General features: G+C 27.5%; 18 protein-coding genes and 1 pseudogene. 10 read left to right on the top strand and 9 right to left on the bottom strand.

From position 1 onward, the window contains the following. The first annotated feature begins 11 nt into the window (after window positions 1-11). Genes flgK through csrA form a run of 4 tightly spaced genes read left to right on the top strand, consistent with a single transcriptional unit; the run spans window position 12 to window position 3,814 of the window. Window positions 12-1,895 (top strand): flagellar hook-associated protein FlgK, encoded by a 1,884-nt coding sequence (flgK, locus tag HNP68_RS03390; RefSeq protein ID WP_183220459.1) that lies wholly within the window; start codon window positions 12-14, stop codon window positions 1,893-1,895. Window positions 1,896-1,897: 2 nt separating this feature from the next. Beyond that, window positions 1,898-3,172, top strand: a complete 1,275-nt coding sequence (locus tag HNP68_RS03385) for a flagellar hook-associated protein 3 (RefSeq protein WP_183220457.1) — start codon at window positions 1,898-1,900, stop codon at window positions 3,170-3,172. A 1-nt stretch (window position 3,173) separates the two neighbouring features. Beyond that, complete coding sequence (gene fliW, locus HNP68_RS03380) at window positions 3,174-3,566, top strand: flagellar assembly protein FliW (protein ID WP_183220455.1); 393 nt, start codon at window positions 3,174-3,176, stop codon at window positions 3,564-3,566. A 2-nt stretch (window positions 3,567-3,568) separates the two neighbouring features. Further along, window positions 3,569-3,814, top strand: a complete 246-nt coding sequence (gene csrA, locus HNP68_RS03375) for a carbon storage regulator CsrA (protein WP_004790391.1) — start codon at window positions 3,569-3,571, stop codon at window positions 3,812-3,814. Here the strand turns inward: csrA and tsaB are convergent. The 6 genes from tsaB to infC form a co-directional block, all read right to left on the bottom strand. Continuing rightward, on the bottom strand, window positions 3,798-4,451 hold the full coding sequence (gene tsaB / locus HNP68_RS03370; protein ID WP_183220453.1) for a tRNA (adenosine(37)-N6)-threonylcarbamoyltransferase complex dimerization subunit type 1 TsaB: 654 nt from the start codon (window positions 4,449-4,451) through the stop codon (window positions 3,798-3,800). The two genes, csrA and tsaB, sit on opposite strands and share 17 nt — an antisense overlap. Next, window positions 4,444-4,857: a tRNA (adenosine(37)-N6)-threonylcarbamoyltransferase complex ATPase subunit type 1 TsaE gene (gene tsaE, locus HNP68_RS03365; RefSeq protein ID WP_183220451.1), complete on the bottom strand. Its 414-nt coding sequence runs from the start codon at window positions 4,855-4,857 to the stop codon at window positions 4,444-4,446. Before tsaE ends, tsaB begins: the two co-directional genes overlap by 8 nt. Next, a complete protein-coding gene (locus HNP68_RS03360; protein WP_183220442.1) occupies window positions 4,854-5,114 on the bottom strand; it encodes a hypothetical protein in 261 nt (86 codons plus the stop codon). The genes tsaE and HNP68_RS03360 overlap by 4 nt, the downstream gene beginning before the upstream one ends. A gap of 213 nt (window positions 5,115-5,327) precedes the next feature. Continuing rightward, the gene (gene rplT, locus HNP68_RS03355) at window positions 5,328-5,675 is read right to left on the bottom strand and encodes a 50S ribosomal protein L20 (RefSeq protein WP_183220440.1); all 348 of its coding nucleotides are present in this window, start codon (window positions 5,673-5,675) and stop codon (window positions 5,328-5,330) included. 20 nt (window positions 5,676-5,695) lie between these two features. Further along, window positions 5,696-5,896 carry a 50S ribosomal protein L35 gene (gene rpmI, locus HNP68_RS03350; RefSeq protein ID WP_183220438.1) on the bottom strand — a complete coding sequence of 67 codons (201 nt, stop codon included), beginning with the start codon at window positions 5,894-5,896 and terminating at the stop codon, window positions 5,696-5,698. Window positions 5,897-5,918: 22 nt separating this feature from the next. Continuing rightward, entirely contained in the window at window positions 5,919-6,479 is a 561-nt protein-coding gene (infC, locus tag HNP68_RS03345) for a translation initiation factor IF-3 (protein WP_183220436.1), read from the bottom strand. A 205-nt stretch (window positions 6,480-6,684) separates the two neighbouring features. Here infC and HNP68_RS03340 point away from each other — a divergent pair, with 205 nt between their 5' ends. Both HNP68_RS03340 and HNP68_RS03335 read left to right on the top strand, forming a co-directional pair. Then, a complete protein-coding gene (locus tag HNP68_RS03340) occupies window positions 6,685-7,338 on the top strand; it encodes a YIP1 family protein (RefSeq protein ID WP_183220434.1) in 654 nt (217 codons plus the stop codon). 1 nt (window position 7,339) lies between these two features. Further along, window positions 7,340-8,080, top strand: coding sequence for a hypothetical protein (locus tag HNP68_RS03335; protein WP_183220814.1), 741 nt, complete (start codon window positions 7,340-7,342; stop codon window positions 8,078-8,080). A gap of 55 nt (window positions 8,081-8,135) precedes the next feature. Here HNP68_RS03335 and HNP68_RS03330 read toward each other — a convergent pair whose 3' ends face one another. After that, window positions 8,136-8,945: a TatD family hydrolase gene (locus HNP68_RS03330; RefSeq protein WP_183220432.1), complete on the bottom strand. Its 810-nt coding sequence runs from the start codon at window positions 8,943-8,945 to the stop codon at window positions 8,136-8,138. Beyond that, window positions 8,942-10,081, bottom strand: a complete 1,140-nt coding sequence (locus HNP68_RS03325) for a tetratricopeptide repeat protein (protein WP_183220430.1) — start codon at window positions 10,079-10,081, stop codon at window positions 8,942-8,944. The genes HNP68_RS03330 and HNP68_RS03325 overlap by 4 nt, the downstream gene beginning before the upstream one ends. Window positions 10,082-10,418: 337 nt before the next feature. On the opposite strand from HNP68_RS03325, the gene prfA reads away from it, so the two are divergent. The 4 genes and pseudogenes from prfA (at window position 10,419) to HNP68_RS03305 (ending at window position 16,570) form a co-directional block, all read left to right on the top strand. Continuing rightward, window positions 10,419-11,492 (top strand): peptide chain release factor 1, encoded by a 1,074-nt coding sequence (gene prfA / locus HNP68_RS03320; protein WP_183220428.1) that lies wholly within the window; start codon window positions 10,419-10,421, stop codon window positions 11,490-11,492. A gap of 2 nt (window positions 11,493-11,494) precedes the next feature. Further along, window positions 11,495-12,329: pseudogene (gene prmC / locus HNP68_RS03315) on the top strand (peptide chain release factor N(5)-glutamine methyltransferase). After that, on the top strand, window positions 12,313-14,316 hold the full coding sequence (spoT, locus tag HNP68_RS03310) for a guanosine-3',5'-bis(diphosphate) 3'-pyrophosphohydrolase (protein ID WP_183220424.1): 2,004 nt from the start codon (window positions 12,313-12,315) through the stop codon (window positions 14,314-14,316). Before prmC ends, spoT begins: the two are co-directional and overlap by 17 nt. Then, window positions 14,306-16,570 carry a hypothetical protein gene (locus tag HNP68_RS03305; protein WP_183220422.1) on the top strand — a complete coding sequence of 755 codons (2,265 nt, stop codon included), beginning with the start codon at window positions 14,306-14,308 and terminating at the stop codon, window positions 16,568-16,570. Before spoT ends, HNP68_RS03305 begins: the two co-directional genes overlap by 11 nt. Here the strand turns inward: HNP68_RS03305 and HNP68_RS03300 are convergent. Continuing rightward, window positions 16,567-17,652 carry a D-alanine--D-alanine ligase gene (locus tag HNP68_RS03300; RefSeq protein ID WP_183220420.1) on the bottom strand — a complete coding sequence of 362 codons (1,086 nt, stop codon included), beginning with the start codon at window positions 17,650-17,652 and terminating at the stop codon, window positions 16,567-16,569. The genes HNP68_RS03305 and HNP68_RS03300 overlap by 4 nt on opposite strands. Window position 17,653: the final 1 nt, after the last annotated feature.

The following is a 17,653-nucleotide window of genomic DNA, read 5'->3' as shown; positions in this document are numbered from 1 at the left end:
AGGAGTTTAGAGTGGATTCAACATTCTCAGGAATAGAAATTGGAAAAAGAAGTTTATTTGCACATAAAGATGCCATGAATACAGTTGGTCACAACTTATCCAATGCTACAAAGCCTGGATATTCAAGGCAAAGAGTAACAATGAAAACCACAACCCCTCTTTATGCTCCACAATTAAACAGAGCTAAAAAGCAAGGGCAATTGGGCCAGGGAATCATAGTTCAATCCATAGACAGAGTAAAGGATGAACTACTTAACACAAGGATCATTGAAGAATCGCACCGACTAGGATATTGGACCTCACAAGACAAGTTTATATCAATGCTAGAAGATGTTTATAACGAACCTGAAGACCAATCAATAAGAAAAAGATTAAATGATTTTTGGGAAAGTTGGCACGATCTGGCAAATCAACCACAAGGTTTAGCAGAAAGAAAGATAATTCTAGAAAGAGGTAAATCTTTTTGCGAAGGAATAAGAAGCAGATTCCATTCTCTTGAAAGAATTTACATAATGGCAAATGATGAAATAAAAATTACAATAGATGAAGCAAATAATTACATTAGAAACATTGCAAATCTTAATAAACAAATTGCAAAATCTCAAGCAATGAAAGACAATCCAAATGATTTAATGGATGCAAGAGATTTAATGGTTGAAAAATTAGGAAACTTAATAGGGGTATCAATTGAAAACAAACAAGATCCTAATGAATTTTTAATTCACTCAGAAGGAAGACACCTTGTACAAGGTTCAATTGCTAATGAATTTAAACTAGAAGCTACAAACGGACCTACCAGAACCAAGTGGAACATTTTGTGGTCAAACAATGACAAAGTTAACCTTAAAACGGGAAAGCTGGGCTCTTTACTTAACATAAGAGATGAAGAGATTAAAAATGAAATCGATGAATTAAATAATATAGCTGCCAACATTGTAGAACTTGTTAACGAAATACATGAAGCAGGACATGGGATGGACAAAAAAAATGGAAGAAACTTTTTTTCTCAAGAACTAAAACTAACTGATGCTGGTGGCCGATACGATACTAATGGAAATGGTCAATTTGATTCCGTTCATATTTTCAAAATCAATAGCACAAACGAAATATTCCCAGAAGAAAAATTGGGATTTTACGGAACTCTTAAATTTGAGGCTACAAATAGCAATGATATAATAGAAATACCTTACAATGCTCCAGATACAGTTCAAGATGTAATAAACAGGATAAACAATTCCAATGCACAAGTTACAGCAAGAATTAACTCAGAAGGCAAGCTTGAAATAAAAGCAGTTAAAGAACAAGAAAATGAGAATATAACATTTAAAATCAAGCATATAGAAGATTCCGGTTTATTTCTAACAAAATATACAGGAATATTAAATGCATCTGGACCTGAAGGGGCTTATAATTACAAAAATATTGACACAATAGAAAAATTAACACCCAAGTCCACTTATTCAATCTCACCCTTAAAAAATCCTGCAGCATGGATAAAAGTTGCAGACACAATAGACTTAGACCCTTCAAAAATAGCAGCAGGAATACAAAATCCAACAAATGAAATATCTATCGGGAATAACCAAGCAGCACTGAGAATCTCCTCTTTTGGAAATTCTCAAATTATGATTGGAAAAAATTTAACATTAAATGATTACTTTGCAAATACAGCATCAAATATCGCAATAAAAGGACAAATATCGGAAATCACAAAAGAAAGTCAATCTCAAATATTAAAAGATTTAACAGATCTAAGAATGTCTATTTCTGGAGTAAATAAAGATGAAGAACTTGCAAACATGATCGAATTTCAACAAGCCTTTATTGCAGCAAGTAAATTTATCACTGTTTCTGCTGAACTAATAGACACAGTAATAAATAAAATGGGAGTATAAGCATGATAAATAGAGTAAGTCATCCATTAACATATGAAAATTTAAAAACCTCTGCAGCAGAGCAAGAGTCTAAAATTACAAAACTTTTAGAAAATTTATACAAAGGCGGCAAAAGGATTGTAAAACTAAGAAACGATCCAACAGGAGTTACTCATGCAATAAGACTAGATAACGACATATTTAAGCTGAATGTATACATAAAAAATATTGGTACTTCTAAAAGCACCCTACGATATACAGAAGGATACTTACAGTCTCTTACAAATATTTTGACACGAGCTAAAGAAATTGCCATTCAAGGGGCAAGCGGAACTTACGAAGCAGACGACAAAAAAATGATATCAAAAGAAGTAAATGCTTTACTTGAAGATGCTGTCGCAATAGCAAACGCTAAAGGGCCTGATGGATACAGTATATTTTCGGGAACCAAAATTGATAACGAGGCGTTTAAAGTAACCAGAGAAAACAAAATAAGTAAAATAAGCAAAGATGGTGAGGGTCCTCAAATAATCAAAGTAGAATACAGCGGTAACCAAGCTGAAAAAAAAACAGAAGTATACAATGAAGTGCATGTTTCAAATAATTATCCTGGAAATGAAATTTTTTTCTCGCAAAACCAAACTATTATTTCATCAATAAACACTAATGGGTTTACTGTAAAAGAAAATACAAAAATTTATATTGACAATATTGAAATAGGCCTAACAACAGGAGATACTGCCCTTGACATTGTTGCAAAAATAAATGAATCTTCAGCTCCTGTTGAAGCAAGCATTGATCCCATTTTAAACTCATTGTCCATTAAAACTACAACACCACACCAAATTTGGATAACAGAAGAAAAAGACTCAAATGTTTTGCAAACACTTGGAATACTGACTAAAAACAATGATACCAAATTACCCCCTTACAACCTTTCTAGCAGTACAGAAGTTAGAAGTAGATCTATTTTCGATGCACTTATTGAGCTTAGAGATACACTTTACAATAATAAAGAAGAGCTCGTTGGAAGTAGGAGCTTGGCAGAAATTGATGAAAGCTTGAAAAGATTACTTATATCAGTTGCAGATCTTGGAGCAAAAGAAAATCGACTTGATAGAAGCTATGAAAGAATAAGCAAAGAGGCTGCAGACATGAAAGAAGATATGGTTCAATATACCGATCTTGATGTTACAAAAGCAATAACTAATTTAAATATGGCAAGCTTAGCTTATCAGGTATCTTTAGGAATCTCTGCTAAAATAATGCAAACAACTTTATTAGATTTCATTAAATAAAATGATACATGAAAAAAGCATAGGATTTGATTTTCTCGAAGGGATACTTGGATTCGAAAATATTAAAAAATTTATAATAAAAGACTCTAAATATAAACCTTTTTCCATTATGCAATCCATCAATAAAGATGTAAGTTTTTTAGTGACATCTCCTTTTAATTTTTTAAGCGAGTACTTACCAAATATTCAAGAAAAAGATTGGCTGGACATTAAGGCAAAAACAGATGACGAAAAAGTTATACTATGTATAATCAATATGCATGTTAATGATTATAAAGATATAACAGCCAACCTGAAGGCGCCAATCATATTAAACAAAAAAAAATTACTTGGAAAACAAGCTATATGCACAGATGAAAAATACTCACTACATCATAAAGTTTTCAAGGAATAAAAATGCTAGTATTGTCAAGAAAAGTAAATGAAAGTATTAAAATAAACTCTAATATTGAAGTTTTAATATTAGAGATAAAAAAGGATACTGTTAAAATAGCAATTAAAGCTCCTGAAAACATTAAAATATTTAGATCTGAAATTTATGAATTTATTATAGAAGAAAATAAAAAATCAATACTAAAAGACAAACACAATATAGGTAAAATTAAAAGTCTATTCAATCATTATTTTAAGAATGAAAATTAACCTCTGCATCACTTTGTCTTATATAAAGAGGTCCCGATAAAATATCATCACTTTTGCGATTTTTCAAGTATTTAGATATGCCGAGTTCTGTTAAAATTTTTCCAAACGAACTTAAATTTTCAATGATTTTAAATTTAGAATTGAATTCTTTGTAAACATTCTCAAGATTGTTCCCAATAAGCACTGAATTTGGATCAATCTGACTTAGATATTCAAATAAATTTTCTTTAGAAAAACATAAAATTTTCTCTATTAATTCGCAATTTTTATAATGCCCAAGAAAATATTTACCAGCAGTAGAAGTTAACACAATTACACTGGAACTCTTTTTAACCGAATTTGCAAAAACATCCAATGTAGGAATATTAACAAAAGGTATAGAAAGACCTAAAGCAAGACCTTTAACAAAACTTAAACTAATTCTAAGACCAGTAAAAGAACCCGGCCCACAAGAATTTATAATTAATTTAATTTGATTAAGATCGATATTATTTTTAATAATAAAATCACTGAAAATTTTTGGAATACTAAAATTAAAATTTGATTTAAATTCAACTAATGAAAAATTTTTATTATTAATTTTACAATAAATTATTAATGCTTTATATGAATATTCAAATGCAAGTGTATTAATCATTAAATTCTATAACTCTGCCTGAACCAACTATTTTAAAAGCTAAAGAAAATAATCTTTCTTTTGGAATAATACTCAAAGCAATTTGTGGCCATTCAATAGCAATAATTGAATCAAGATCCATAAGTATTTCCAATCCCCCAATAAGTTCAAATTCTTCCAAAGAGAACACCCGATATAAATCAATATGATAAAACTTAAAATCTGTAAAATCATAAACATTAAAAATGTTATAAGTTGGACTTGTAAAATAAGAAATTCCAAGATTAAGAGCAAGCCCCTTTAAAAAACTAGTTTTTCCAGATCCCATATCACCGCTTAAAGCAAATATTTTACCAATAGGAAAAGGATAAAAAAAAGATTTGGAAAAATTTATCATTTTTTTTTCTGATTTAAATTCCAAAATCAAGGAAGTCTTCCTTTAAACTCCAAATCAATTACGCACCTTTTAATTGCAACCATCAACTTTAAAACAGGATAATTCAAAGGATCTATAAAATCAATGGTGACATGCTTTTCTCCTAAAGGTGTAGCCTCAATTACAAACTTTACTTTTTTGGTTTCTAATATGTCATTATACTTATAAATAACATTAGCAAAATACACATTTCTATAATGAATAAAACTCTCTTGCTTTTCAATATTATTAAGAGAAATAAGCTGCACAACAACAATCCTTAAAATAAATCAAACTCCCAAAAAGCCAACATAAGAACATTTTTATTTAGCGCTATTTTTCAAGGCGGAATTTTTATTCTTAACCTTTGAATTGCATTGAGCTATCATTGACTAAAAATCTTCAAATTCCTAAATTTAATGAGATGTCGCAAAAAAATAACTCCAATTCTTAAAATTAAACCTCCCAGGAGTTTAAATTTTTCATTTTCTTATTTCTAAAACAATTTTTTTAAAAGCCGCAGAATCTTCAATCGCTAAATTAGACAAAATTTTTCTGTTAATTTTTATATTAGACTTCAACAAACCCTCAATAAATCTTGAATAACTAACTCCAGTATCACTTAAAGCAGCCGAAATTCTTGAAATCCACAAGCGCCTGAAATCTCTTTTTCTAACTTTTCTGTCTCTTGTAGCATACATCATACCCTTTCTCAAGGTATCTTTGGCCTTTTTATAATTACTCTTTTTTGTACCCCAAAACCCTTTTGTTTTTTTTAAAATTCTCTTACGCCTTGCAACATGCACTGTGCCGTTTTTAGCCCTAGCCATATCTATCTCCTAAAATTATTTTAACCATAAGGTAATAAAGTTTTAATTCTTTTAACTTCAAAACAAGAAAGATTACCTAATTTCCTTAAATTTCTCTTACGCTTAGAAGATTTTTTTGTCAAAATATGCCTTAAATTTTGTTTTTTATACTTAACCTTGCCATTTACAGTAAAAGAATATCTTTTTTTTGCACTTTTACGTGTTTTCATCTTAATTGCCATTTTATCCCCTTTAATTTAACATTTATTTTTTAACCTTAGGCGCTACAATCAAAAACATTGTCTTACCTTCCATTTTAGCCGCAGACTCCAAAACGTAATTTACATCCCCTACTTTTTCTAGAATACTATTCAAAATACCATATCCTAAATATGTATGAGCAAGTTCACGACCTCTAAATCTTATTGTAACTTTAACCTTATTACCTTCTTTAAGAAAAGTTAAAATGTTTTTCGATTTAAAATCAAGGTCATGGGTATCTATCTTGGGCTGCATTCTGACTTCCTTAAGCTTAATTACTTTTTGATTCTTTTTTTGCTCTTTTTGACGCTTTTCTTGATGAAATTTATATTTCCCATAATCAATAATCTTGCAAACCGGAGGAGACACATTGGGAGAAACCTCAACCAAATCAAGTCCAGCTTCTTTTGATTTTTTAATAGCATCTTCAATAGGTAAAACCTCTTGTGTTCCATCTTCAAAAATAACTCTTACCTCACGAGCCTTAATTCTATAATTAATTTTCAATTCCTTGTCATTTGATCTGGACCTATCCCTATCTCTATTGGCATTTCTATTTATCATCTAAAAAATATATACTCCTAAAGCAATGTATATTAGCATTAATACTTAATTTTAATATACATTCACTAAAAAGTAAATTCAAAAAAGTAATGTTTACAAAAGATAATAAAATTACTAACATTAATATTAAATAAACTCCAAATCACATAAGTTTTTAAACAATCGATTGATTTAAAAAACGTTTAAAAGTAAAATTGTACTTACAATGAATTTATTTTTATTAACGAGTCTACCATTAATATTAAAAATATATATGAACACTCAGTTAAAACAAAATAAACCAAAAAATACTCAAGCCCATGCTTTAGTAATATTTTTAGCAATAACAATTTTTTCTTTTCTTTATTTAACTCAAGAATTTATTCTATATAGATCGTTTGAATTAAACTACACATCAAGAATAACTTTAGGAATTTCAATATTTATAAAAGAACATTTATACTACTATATATTCCCGCTATTAATGTTTATGTTTTTTTTTACTCTAAATGAAAATTCTTCATTTAGAAAAAATTTAACAATTCTTATATATTTTACATTTGGATTAATATTTTCTAAAAACTTAGAAATAATAATCCTAAATAGCAAAATTTTTGGAATCTACGAATATATTGAATTGCCAATACTTAATATAATAGAGTTAATATTTTCAGCCACAATATTTGAAAAAACATTAAAAAAATGCCAAAAATGCTCGGCAAAAGAATACAAAATCATTCTTTCCCCTATTTTGTTTTTAGGATTATTTATTGCAACCTTAAAAACATTAATTTTAACCAATATGGGCATCCACGCGCTAACAATATTTGCATTGGTTTTAATATTTATAGCAATTAATAATAAGTATGCTAAAAAATAAAATGCCCAGTCCAAAAACATTTGCTATAATAGTACTTTTAGCAATTTTAATACAAGGATGCAAAGAATCTTCCATTATTGAAAAACAATTTAATTACGCAATAATTTTCTCAGATGCAACCGAATATTTTTTTGAAATTCAAAAAACTCCATTCATCAAAAACGAAATACTATTTATAAATGAAAAAAATTTAGAAATTGCAAAAGACAAGCTTGAAACAACAAAAAAAATACTATTAACCCACAAGTCAAATAATGAAATATTAAATAACGAAATTCTAAAAGAGAAAATTTTTCATCTATCAAAAATAAAATTTTCCCTCAAAAAATCTATTGATTTCCTGCTTAGCGGAAAATCCATAAACTTACAAAAAACATTACTATTTCGAGACAATTCTTTAAATAACGAAGATCTTGAACACTTGGAAAAAAAAGGTAAAGAAAAAAATGTTAATATTACTCTAGTAAACGAAACAAACATATCCTATATAAAAACATTCATTACTCCCCAAGTAAAAACAATAATGTTATTCTCCTTAAGAGACAATAACATTATTTTAAAAAAGATATCAAATTCACCTTTTTTCAAAAATATCAATTTTGTATTAATTGGGAATACAAGAAAAGACTCAAAAATTATTAAACTAAAATATATAATCACTCTTAAAGAATATGATTTAATGAAAATAGTAAAAGACATTGAAAATAATTTTCAATATGAATTTAGCGCTTATAAGCAATAAAAATGATTAAATCCTCAAATAATAATAAAATATGCAAACAGTTTTAAATAAACAATTAATGCAATAATAAAAGCTCTTTAAAACTATTGTATAAGGCAATAGCAATATCATTAACAGAACAATTTTTAATCCTTGCAATCTCAAGACATACATATCCTAAAAACAAAGGTGAATTTATTTTGCCTCTTAATGGTACTGGGGCTAAAAAAGGGCTGTCCGTTTCTATTAAAAGATCATTGGTATTTAATTTGCTAGCAACAATCCTTAAAAGTTCTGCATTTTTAAAAGTTATATTACCTGAAAAAGAAACTTTAAATCCCAAATCAATAAATTTTTTAGCACATTCATAAGTTCCAGAATAACAATGCAATATACCTCTATTTGAAAAATTTAAAGACTTTACAATATTATAGGCATCATCATAGGCATCTCTTATATGTAAAATGACTGGCTTTTTATATCTGACAGCTAAATACAATTGCTCTTCAAAAACTTTAATTTGAAATTTTTTGTTATTTGCCTTAAAATAATCAAGACCCATCTCGCCAACAGCAACAACATTTTCACTAATCAAAATTTTTTCAAGCTGCTTAACATCATCTTTAAAATTATCATCTAAATTTAAAGGGTGAATACCAGCTGTTAATAACACATTGGAATAAGAACTTAAAAGATTTTTTCTATCATTAAAATCACTAGGGTGCAAACCAACATCAATAAAATAAGAAAATCCGTTTTTAAAACATTCATTAATAATATAATTGACATCCAAAGATTTTTTCTTTAATTCATAAAAATGAACATGCGTATCTATTAACTTATCAAAAAAAATAGATTTTTCAGTTTCAAGTAAGCAGTCCATCATTCCATTTTTTTCCTAAGAGCCGTAAGATAGTCAATAACAACAATATTTTTCATACCAAGATGTAAAAAGCTTGATAAAATATCAACAGCATTTCCAATCTGGCCCAATGCCTCATAACACTCAGCCGCGCTAACATATAATGCTGAATTTTTGGGATTGTTTTTAATTAAACTTTTAATAGCTATTAGTGCTTCGTCATATTTACCTTGTTCTTTTTGAAGAAGAGCAAGTCCAAGTATAGCAAACATATCAAAATCAACATCAAGAGCTTTTTTATAATAAATTTGAGAATTTTCATAATCATTCAAATAGCGATAAGCATCCCCTATCCTTGTAAGAACTAGGTTATTTTTTGGATCTTTTTCGATAATATCAAACCAATACTTTAAAGCCTCTTTGTACTCCTTATTTCCCCTATAACAATCAGCAAGTCCAAAAATAGCATAAAAATTGCTAGGTGAAATTTCTAAAGCTTTTTTAAAAAAATAAATTCCTCTGGTAAATTCTTTTAATTTACGATAACAATTGCCAATTGAAGTTAATACCCTAACATCAACTTTAGACTGATTTAATTCATACATTTTAAGCCAATACTTTAAAGCCTCTTTATATTCTTTAAAATCATAATACAAATGACCAATCCCTACAAGCGCATAATCATTCTCAGGCATTAATTCCATTACCTTAAGATAAGTTTGCTTAGATTTTTGAAAATTTTTTAACTTCCTGTAAGACGACGCAACTCTTGTTAAAACAGTTATATTCTCGGGATCGTACTTTAAATACTCTTCCCATATGTCTGTAGCTTTTTTATAATCATCTAAATTTCTGTAACAATCTCCAAGTCCAAAAAGAGCATAATTATTGTTCGGATGCTTCACTAGACACTTTTGATAATAAACTATTGCTTTATCGTAATTATTTTTCTTCCTTTCAATGTCCCCAAGTCCAACAAGAGCATAATTATTCTCATTATCCTTTTCAAGGATATCAGAAAACAAACTTTCTGCTTCAGAGAGCCTTTCTTCTTTGATCAACTGATACCCTCTTTTTGATTTCTCAGTGACATCAAGAAGTTGATCATCAGAAATGCTCGAGAGATCTTCTAAAGCATCCAAAATTTTTTCATTTAACATATACACCCCTTTTAAATCGGTTTATCAAAGATATAACTTTTACTACCTTGAACACACCACAAATAATAATACGCAAAGCTAAATCTATATGCAAATACAACAAAATCTAATCTAACTTTAATATCCAACTTAACAACATTTATTATATAAAAAAACATGAAAAAATATAATTGATTTTTTATTCAAGACTTCTTTATTTATTCCATAAAAGTAATTTTAAAAAAAATATTGAAATAAGACATAAAAATGAGCATTCTAACATGAAACTTGATAAAAAGTTTAACAAAAAAATCTAAAATTAATATAAACTATTACTATCTTTTCAGGAGAAATCATAATGTTTTTAGAGAAATTAAATTCAGCAACAAGTAAAATTAAGTCGATAGAAGAAAAATTACAAGACATAAATCTAATTAAAAATCAAAAAGAATATTCGAAAATAATAAAAGAATATACACATTTAGAAAAAATAAATACTAAAAAAATTGAATATAAAAAAATACTAAATCAAATTGATGATAACAAAGCCATCTTGAAAAAAGAAGAACAACAAGAGATGAAAGAACTAATAAAACAAGAACTAATTGATCTAAGCAAAAAAAAAGAAGATATTGAACACCAAATAAAAATACTACTTTTACCTCAAGACGAAAATGATAGTAAAAATATAATAATTGAAATTAGAGCTGGAACAGGTGGAGAAGAAGCTGCTCTTTTTGCAAACAATCTTTATAGCATGTATATAAAATATTCAGAGAAAAAAAAATGGAAAACAGAAATCATAAACTTTAATGAAACAGAACTTGGGGGATTTAAAGAAATAATCTTTGAAATCAAAGGAAAAGATGTATTTAAAAAATTAAAATATGAAAGTGGTGTTCATAGAGTGCAAAGAATCCCTATAACAGAATCTAACGGGAGACTTCAAACCTCAGCTGCTACTGTAGCAGTACTACCTAATATTGAAGAAACTGAAATTGACATCAATGAAAAAGATTTAAGAATTGATGTTTACAGATCATCTGGAGCTGGCGGTCAACATGTCAATACAACCGATTCTGCAGTCAGAATAACACACTTACCAACAGGAATTGTCGTACAATGCCAAAACGAAAGAAGCCAACATAAAAACAAAGATCAAGCAATGAAAATATTAAGAGCGAGACTTTATGAGTTTGAAGATTCTAAAAAACAAGAGCAAAGATCAAACAATAGAAAACAACAAGTCGGCTCAGGAGATAGGTCTGAAAGAATTAGAACTTATAATTTCCCTCAGAATAGAATAACAGATCACAGAGCAAACATAACTCTTTATAAATTAGAAGAATTTATGCAAGGAGAACTTGATATACTTCTTGATCCCTTGACAATAGAGCTTCAAGAACAAAGATTAAAAAGCAACAACATATAGTAATGAATGTAAACGAAGCTATAAATTATGCTAAAAGTAAAAATTTAGATACAATAGAAGCGCTACTAATACTTGAATTAATTTTAAAAACCAGAAAAGAATTTATATTTACAAATATAAAAAAAAGCTTAACAAAAAGAGAAAAAAAATTTTTATTTTATCAAATAGATAGGATAGAAAAAGGAACTCCCATTCACTACATATTACAAAAGAAAGAATTTATGGGCATTGAATTTAGCCTAAACAGGCATGTCTTAATCCCAAGATTTGATACAGAATGTTTGGTGGAAGAAGCCTTAATTCAAATTCAACAAAACGACTTTAAAAAAATATTAGACTTATGCTGCGGCAGCGGATGCATAGGTCTTTCTATTGCCTATCTCACCAAAAAAACAGTAATACTCTCAGATATTTCAATAAAAGCTTTACAAATAGCTTCAAAAAATACAAAAAAGCTCAAACTTGAAAAATTTGTAGAAATAATCCACTCTAATTTGCTAAAATGTGTAAAAGTGAAGCTTGATATAATCATTACAAATCCTCCTTATTTAAACAAAGAAGAATTAGAAATAAAAAATAAAATAAACAAAGAACCCACAAAAGCTCTTTTAGGATTTGGAAAAGATGGGCTTAATATTTCTAGAAAAATATTAAGCCAAGCAAAAGATAAACTTAACCCAAATGGACTTATAATAATAGAATCGGCTCCTTGGCAAATGAACAGCCTGAAAGATTTTGCAATCAAAAAAGGATTTATACATTTAAAAACCATTTATGATCTTGAAAAAAGAGCAAGAGCGCTGGTATTAGGAAAAAGAGCATGATACAAGCATATGAAATTGCACACTTAATAAAAATAAACGATCTTGAAAAAGCTAGGAATATTTTCAAAAAAACTGTTGAGAATACCTACAATGATGAATTTGAACGGAAAAGCATCTTTAAGGCTCTAGAAATAGCAGAACAGCTCCACTATGGCCAATACAGAGAAAGTGGAGAACCTTACATTATTCATCCAATAATGGTCTCATTATTTCTTGCTAAATTTCAACTGGATTTTAAAGCAACTATTGCTGGATTACTCCATGATGTACTTGAAGACACAAATATTGAAAAAGAAGAAATAGTAAAAGAATTTGACGAAGAAATTTTAAGCTTAATCGACGGTGTAACCAAAATTCATGATTTACATAATAAAACAAGAAGCATAAAAGAAGCTAATACTATTTCAAAAATGTTTTTTGCAATGACACATGACATTAGAATAATAATAATAAAGCTGGCAGACAAGCTTCATAATATGACAACCCTCTCTTATTTGCCCAAAAATAGACAAGATAGGATTGCAAAAGATTGCCTTTCGACTTACGTTCCAATAGCAGAACGCCTTGGAATCTCATCTCTTAAAACATACCTTGAAGATCTTTCATTTAAGCATCTTTATCCTAAAGATTATAAAGAGATAAAGAATTTTTTATCTGAAACAAAAATAGAAAGAGAAAAAAAATTATACAAAGGCAAATTATCAATAGAAAAAGAACTTCAAAAAAGTGGAATTGAAGCAGAAATTACAGTAAGATCAAAGCACTTTTATTCAATATTTAGAAAAATGCAAACAAGAACAAACAAGCTTACCCAAATTTTTGATACTCTAGGAATAAGAATAATTTGCAAAAAACAAAAAGAATGTTATGAGATATTAGAAATTGTTCACAGAGTTTGGAAACCAATCCCAGGAAGGCTTAAAGACTATATTGCAAGTCCAAAAGAAAATAAATATCAATCACTACACACTACTGTAAGAATACCTGAGGATAACCAGCTTATTGAAATACAAATTAGAACAGAAGAAATGGATAGAATTGCTAATTATGGAGTTGCAGCCCACTGGATATACAAAGAACAAATTGCACTTAAAACTGATGATCTTTCATTTATAAACCGCATAAAAAAATGGCAACAAGAATCAGCCAACAAAAATCAATATTCAATGAACGATATACATAAAGAGTTGCTAAATACATTCATATATGTTTACACCCCAGAAGGAGAAGTGGTAGAGCTTCCTTTTGGGTCAAATTCAATTGATTTTGCATACATAATACACACAGATATTGGAGACCAAGCTCTTTATGCAAAAATAAATGGAAAAATAAGTTCAATCACAAAACCACTTAAAAACGAACAAATTGTCGAAATATTCACATCAAAAGACTCAAAACCAGATGTAATATGGCTAAACAGCGTAAGAACAAAAAAAGCCAGATCAAAAATTAGATCATGGCTTAACAAAAACGACAACACAATTTTTGTAGATAACAATATTATTGCGTATCTTGTTGGAGCAAACAAAGAACAAAGGAGGCTTTTTAGCCTATTTAAAGCTTATACCAAAAACAAAATAAAAAGAATTGCAATAGACTCTGAATGCAATCCCACAACAGGTGAAGATATTATCGGAATAATACATAAAGATGAGATAATAGTACACAATGAAAATTGTCAAAAGCTCAAATACTATAAAAAAAATCAATTGATTGAAGTTGAGTGGGAAGCAACGCCAACTAGAAAAGTACATCACATTATTTTACTTTTGAAAGAGCTGAAAGGAATATTTAGTTATCTTGAAAACATTTTTACAATCAATGACGTAAGACTTATTAGCGAAAAAATAGAAGACTGTGGGAATGGTCATGGAATAACAAACATAATAGTCTCATCAAATGCTAAAAATATAGCAAAAATTATTTCTGCTTTAAAAGAAAACTCAAATATTTTACAAATAATGCAAGTAGAAGAAGAGATTAAAAATTATGATAATTAAGATATTATTATCATCATTATTAATCAACTTAACAAACATTCCCATTGTCCTAAATAAAATAGAAAAAAATGTATCCAATCCAAGCAATAAAATTGCAAATACAGAAACTGAAAATAATATAAAAGTTCATATTAAAGAAATTCATCAACTAAACAAAAAACAAGAACAAATAATAAACACTTTTAATTATATAAAAAAATATTTTCATACAAATGAAATAAAATATATGGAATATTCTTTGCAAGAAATTGGATTTATTGGGTATTCTCAAAAAATAATACATTCAAAAATCAAAGGAAAAAGCATAACTACTTATAATATAATCATTCCAATTAAAATACAAAATAATTTAAAAAATAATTTAGCAATTGGAATTGCTCTTGAGCTTTCAAATAAACTTGAAAATAAGAACTCTGAAAACAACATAAATTTTTTTTTTATTGAGGATGACTCCTTAGAAGAAAATACAATAATTAGCAGCAGAATTTTACTTAGCAATAATTATTTAGGAAAAAATACAAACACAATATACTTAATGCTAAACGAAAATAGAATAAAAAATAAAATTGGCTTAGAAAATGAATCTTTCATAACAAACTCAAAAACAAATTTGGGATTTTTAAAAACTATTATAAGGACCTTTGAAAAAAACAAACTTGATTTTAATACAGCAAAAATAACTGAAAAAAAATTAAACAATTTATACAATCTATATTGGGATGAATCTATACCCTTTTTAATAATAAATAATAACTTAAATCCTATATTAACTCAAAATAAAAATACTATTTTTGAAATTTACAAATCAATCGAAGAAACATTGACCAATCGGTACAAAAGTAAAAATACTGATGAAATACACTATATAATAATTGATACTCCTTTTAAAAAAATAATAATCAATGAAATTGCCTTAATAGCATTAATCTACATTTGCTACAACTTAATTATAATTGTATTTATTAGAAAATTCAAAGAAGCTGGATTAGTCTTGAAGAAAATAAAAAACAATTATTACAAATTAGTAAGATTGTTTTTTACTTTATTTTTAAGCACATATCTATCCTTATTAATTACAAATAAAATATTTGTAAACTATGAAAACATGACGATTTACAGCATAACAAATCCCAAATATTTAATAACTTTTTTTGCAACTTTGCTCATACATAATCTTTTATCTCTTTTTACATATAATTTCACAATATATTTAAATTACAGACAACTTAAATATTTGGCAATATCAACTTCTATTATTGAACTAATAATATTAATGTTTATTAAAATAGAATTTATTTTAATAATTATAATAAAAAGCATACTACTATTATTAAAACCAAATAAAAATACTATTATTCAAAAAATAATAGTATTAATTGTTTGGATAATCAATTTTGTATTAATAACATTAATACAAAATACTACATCAATCACAAATACACTTACACTAAGCTATCTAATCTCAATTTGTCTTTTTTCTACCATATTTATTAATGCCTCAGAACATTTAAAATCTAAATTTTCAAAAATTAAACAAAATTTTAAAAAAGCTGAAAAACTTGGTTTTGTAACTTTTTCTTTAATAATCACAATCATAATATCTAGCAATATCGATAAAGAAGGGCATGTAATACAAATAGAACAAACAGTTAGCTTTCCGGAAAAAATAAATAAAGTAAAAATTAAATACCTAAAAGACAATAAAAATCCTATCCAAATAATTTCAAATGACTTCAACCTAATTTTACAAGCAAATGAAAAAACATTAAAAACCATTATTAAAGCTGATGATGAGCTAATGAGCATTGATTTTAAAAAATTAGATATAGCAGAAAGAGCTGTTTATAGCATCGATTTAATTACTCAAAAAATTGCAAATCAAATTGATCTACATTTTAAAAATGCATCTAAACTAATGATATACCAAAGTAATACTCCTTACAAAATATTAGCTAATAAAATTATCTTTTCAGTTAAAAACATTAAATCTAAAAAAACAACAATTGCATTTACTCTTAAATCTCAAGATGACATAGAATATGAAGCATTTGCAAATCTCCATATTAAAAAAAATCAAGTTAAAATTTATAATACAACAAATAATGAAGAAGAAAAAAATATAAAAATAAATTACTCTTACAAGATAAAATATTCAGGAATACTACCTAAAGCAGAAAAATATAAAAACCTTGAATACTTCAAACTAAAAAATGATAAAGAGATTGAAAATTTAAAAACCTTAAAATTAAATTAATCTTCAAAATTAATCCTTTTTTTCCTATTAATGAAACTCTGAAAAGCATAGTCAATTAAATTATCCACTAAGTCTTTAAACTTAAGGCCATCATGACTACACATTTTAGCAAACATAGATATATCGGTAAATCCCGGAATAGTATTTATTTCATTAAGATAAATTGTTCCTGATTTTTTTTCAACAAAAAAATCAACTCTTGCCATACCTCTAAGTTCTAAATTTTTATAAATAAGAAAGGCATATTCTTTAATGCTTAACAATTGATTTGTCTCAAGATGTGCAGGAATATTAAAAATAATAGAATTTCCAGGAATAACAGAATATTTAGCATCGTAATCATAAAACATAAAATCTTGAACAACAACTTCTCCCGGGGAAAATATTTTAATCTTTTCATTTCCAATAATAGAACATTCGATCTCTCTAGCTTCAATAAATTTTTCTATTACAATAGTAAGGTCATACTTTAAAGCTTCATTAATAAAGGATTCAATCTGATTTTCACTGTAGGCTACATTTATTCCAATCGAAGACCCTAATACTGCGGGCTTAACAATAACAGGATAGCCTAAAACTTCCTTTACATTCCTTTTTATTCCCTCTTTATCTAAAAAATAATCATATTGCCTAAATCCAATAAAAGGCACTAAAGGTATATTAAAACTTTTAAGCAAAAGTTTGCAAAAATATTTATTGCTAGAAATAGCACTCCCAATAATACCAGCACCAACACAAGGAATGTCCATAACTTTTAAAACTCCCTGAATAGCACCATCCTCACCAGTTCTTCCATGAATAACAGGAAAAACAACATCAATCTCAAGATTTTTGTTATTTGCAAAAATTCCAAAACCCGGCAATAGGCTGACAACAGGCAAAACATCTCTATTAATGGGTTTTGGGAGCTCAGAAACAGACTCCAATAAATACCAAATACCTGTACACTTATCAATATAAACAGGATAAATATTATATTTATCAAGATCTAAAAGGGTTAAATAAATGCTATAAGCAGATTTACAAGAAATTTCATGCTCAAAAGAAACACCGCCAAATATTAACATAAGATTTTTTTTCACA

The organism is Borreliella yangtzensis, from assembly GCF_014201775.1.
Classification (GTDB): Bacteria; Spirochaetota; Spirochaetia; order Borreliales; family Borreliaceae; genus Borreliella; species Borreliella yangtzensis.
The sequence above is the reverse complement of the archived record's forward strand: the minus strand, read 5'-3'. Positions and strand labels throughout refer to the sequence as shown.

Excerpts from the sequence above, each read along its gene's own strand:
- tsaB (WP_183220453.1), bottom strand. The coding sequence starts at position 4,451 with ATGATTAATACACTTGCATTTGAATATTCATATAAAGCATTAATAATT.
- HNP68_RS03330 (WP_183220432.1), bottom strand. The coding sequence starts at position 8,945 with ATGATGGACTGCTTACTTGAAACTGAAAAATCTATTTTTTTTGATAAG.
- spoT (WP_183220424.1), top strand. The coding sequence starts at position 12,313 with ATGATACAAGCATATGAAATTGCACACTTAATAAAAATAAACGATCTT.
- HNP68_RS03340 (WP_183220434.1), top strand. The coding sequence starts at position 6,685 with ATGAATTTATTTTTATTAACGAGTCTACCATTAATATTAAAAATATAT.
- infC (WP_183220436.1), bottom strand. The coding sequence starts at position 6,479 with ATGATAAATAGAAATGCCAATAGAGATAGGGATAGGTCCAGATCAAAT.
- HNP68_RS03325 (WP_183220430.1), bottom strand. The coding sequence starts at position 10,081 with ATGTTAAATGAAAAAATTTTGGATGCTTTAGAAGATCTCTCGAGCATT.
- csrA (WP_004790391.1), top strand. The coding sequence starts at position 3,569 with ATGCTAGTATTGTCAAGAAAAGTAAATGAAAGTATTAAAATAAACTCT.
- rplT (WP_183220440.1), bottom strand. The coding sequence starts at position 5,675 with ATGGCTAGGGCTAAAAACGGCACAGTGCATGTTGCAAGGCGTAAGAGA.
- HNP68_RS03385 (WP_183220457.1), top strand. The coding sequence starts at position 1,898 with ATGATAAATAGAGTAAGTCATCCATTAACATATGAAAATTTAAAAACC.
- fliW (WP_183220455.1), top strand. The coding sequence starts at position 3,174 with ATGATACATGAAAAAAGCATAGGATTTGATTTTCTCGAAGGGATACTT.
- prfA (WP_183220428.1), top strand. The coding sequence starts at position 10,419 with ATGTTTTTAGAGAAATTAAATTCAGCAACAAGTAAAATTAAGTCGATA.
- rpmI (WP_183220438.1), bottom strand. The coding sequence starts at position 5,896 with ATGGCAATTAAGATGAAAACACGTAAAAGTGCAAAAAAAAGATATTCT.
- HNP68_RS03335 (WP_183220814.1), top strand. The coding sequence starts at position 7,340 with ATGCCCAGTCCAAAAACATTTGCTATAATAGTACTTTTAGCAATTTTA.
- HNP68_RS03305 (WP_183220422.1), top strand. The coding sequence starts at position 14,306 with ATGATAATTAAGATATTATTATCATCATTATTAATCAACTTAACAAAC.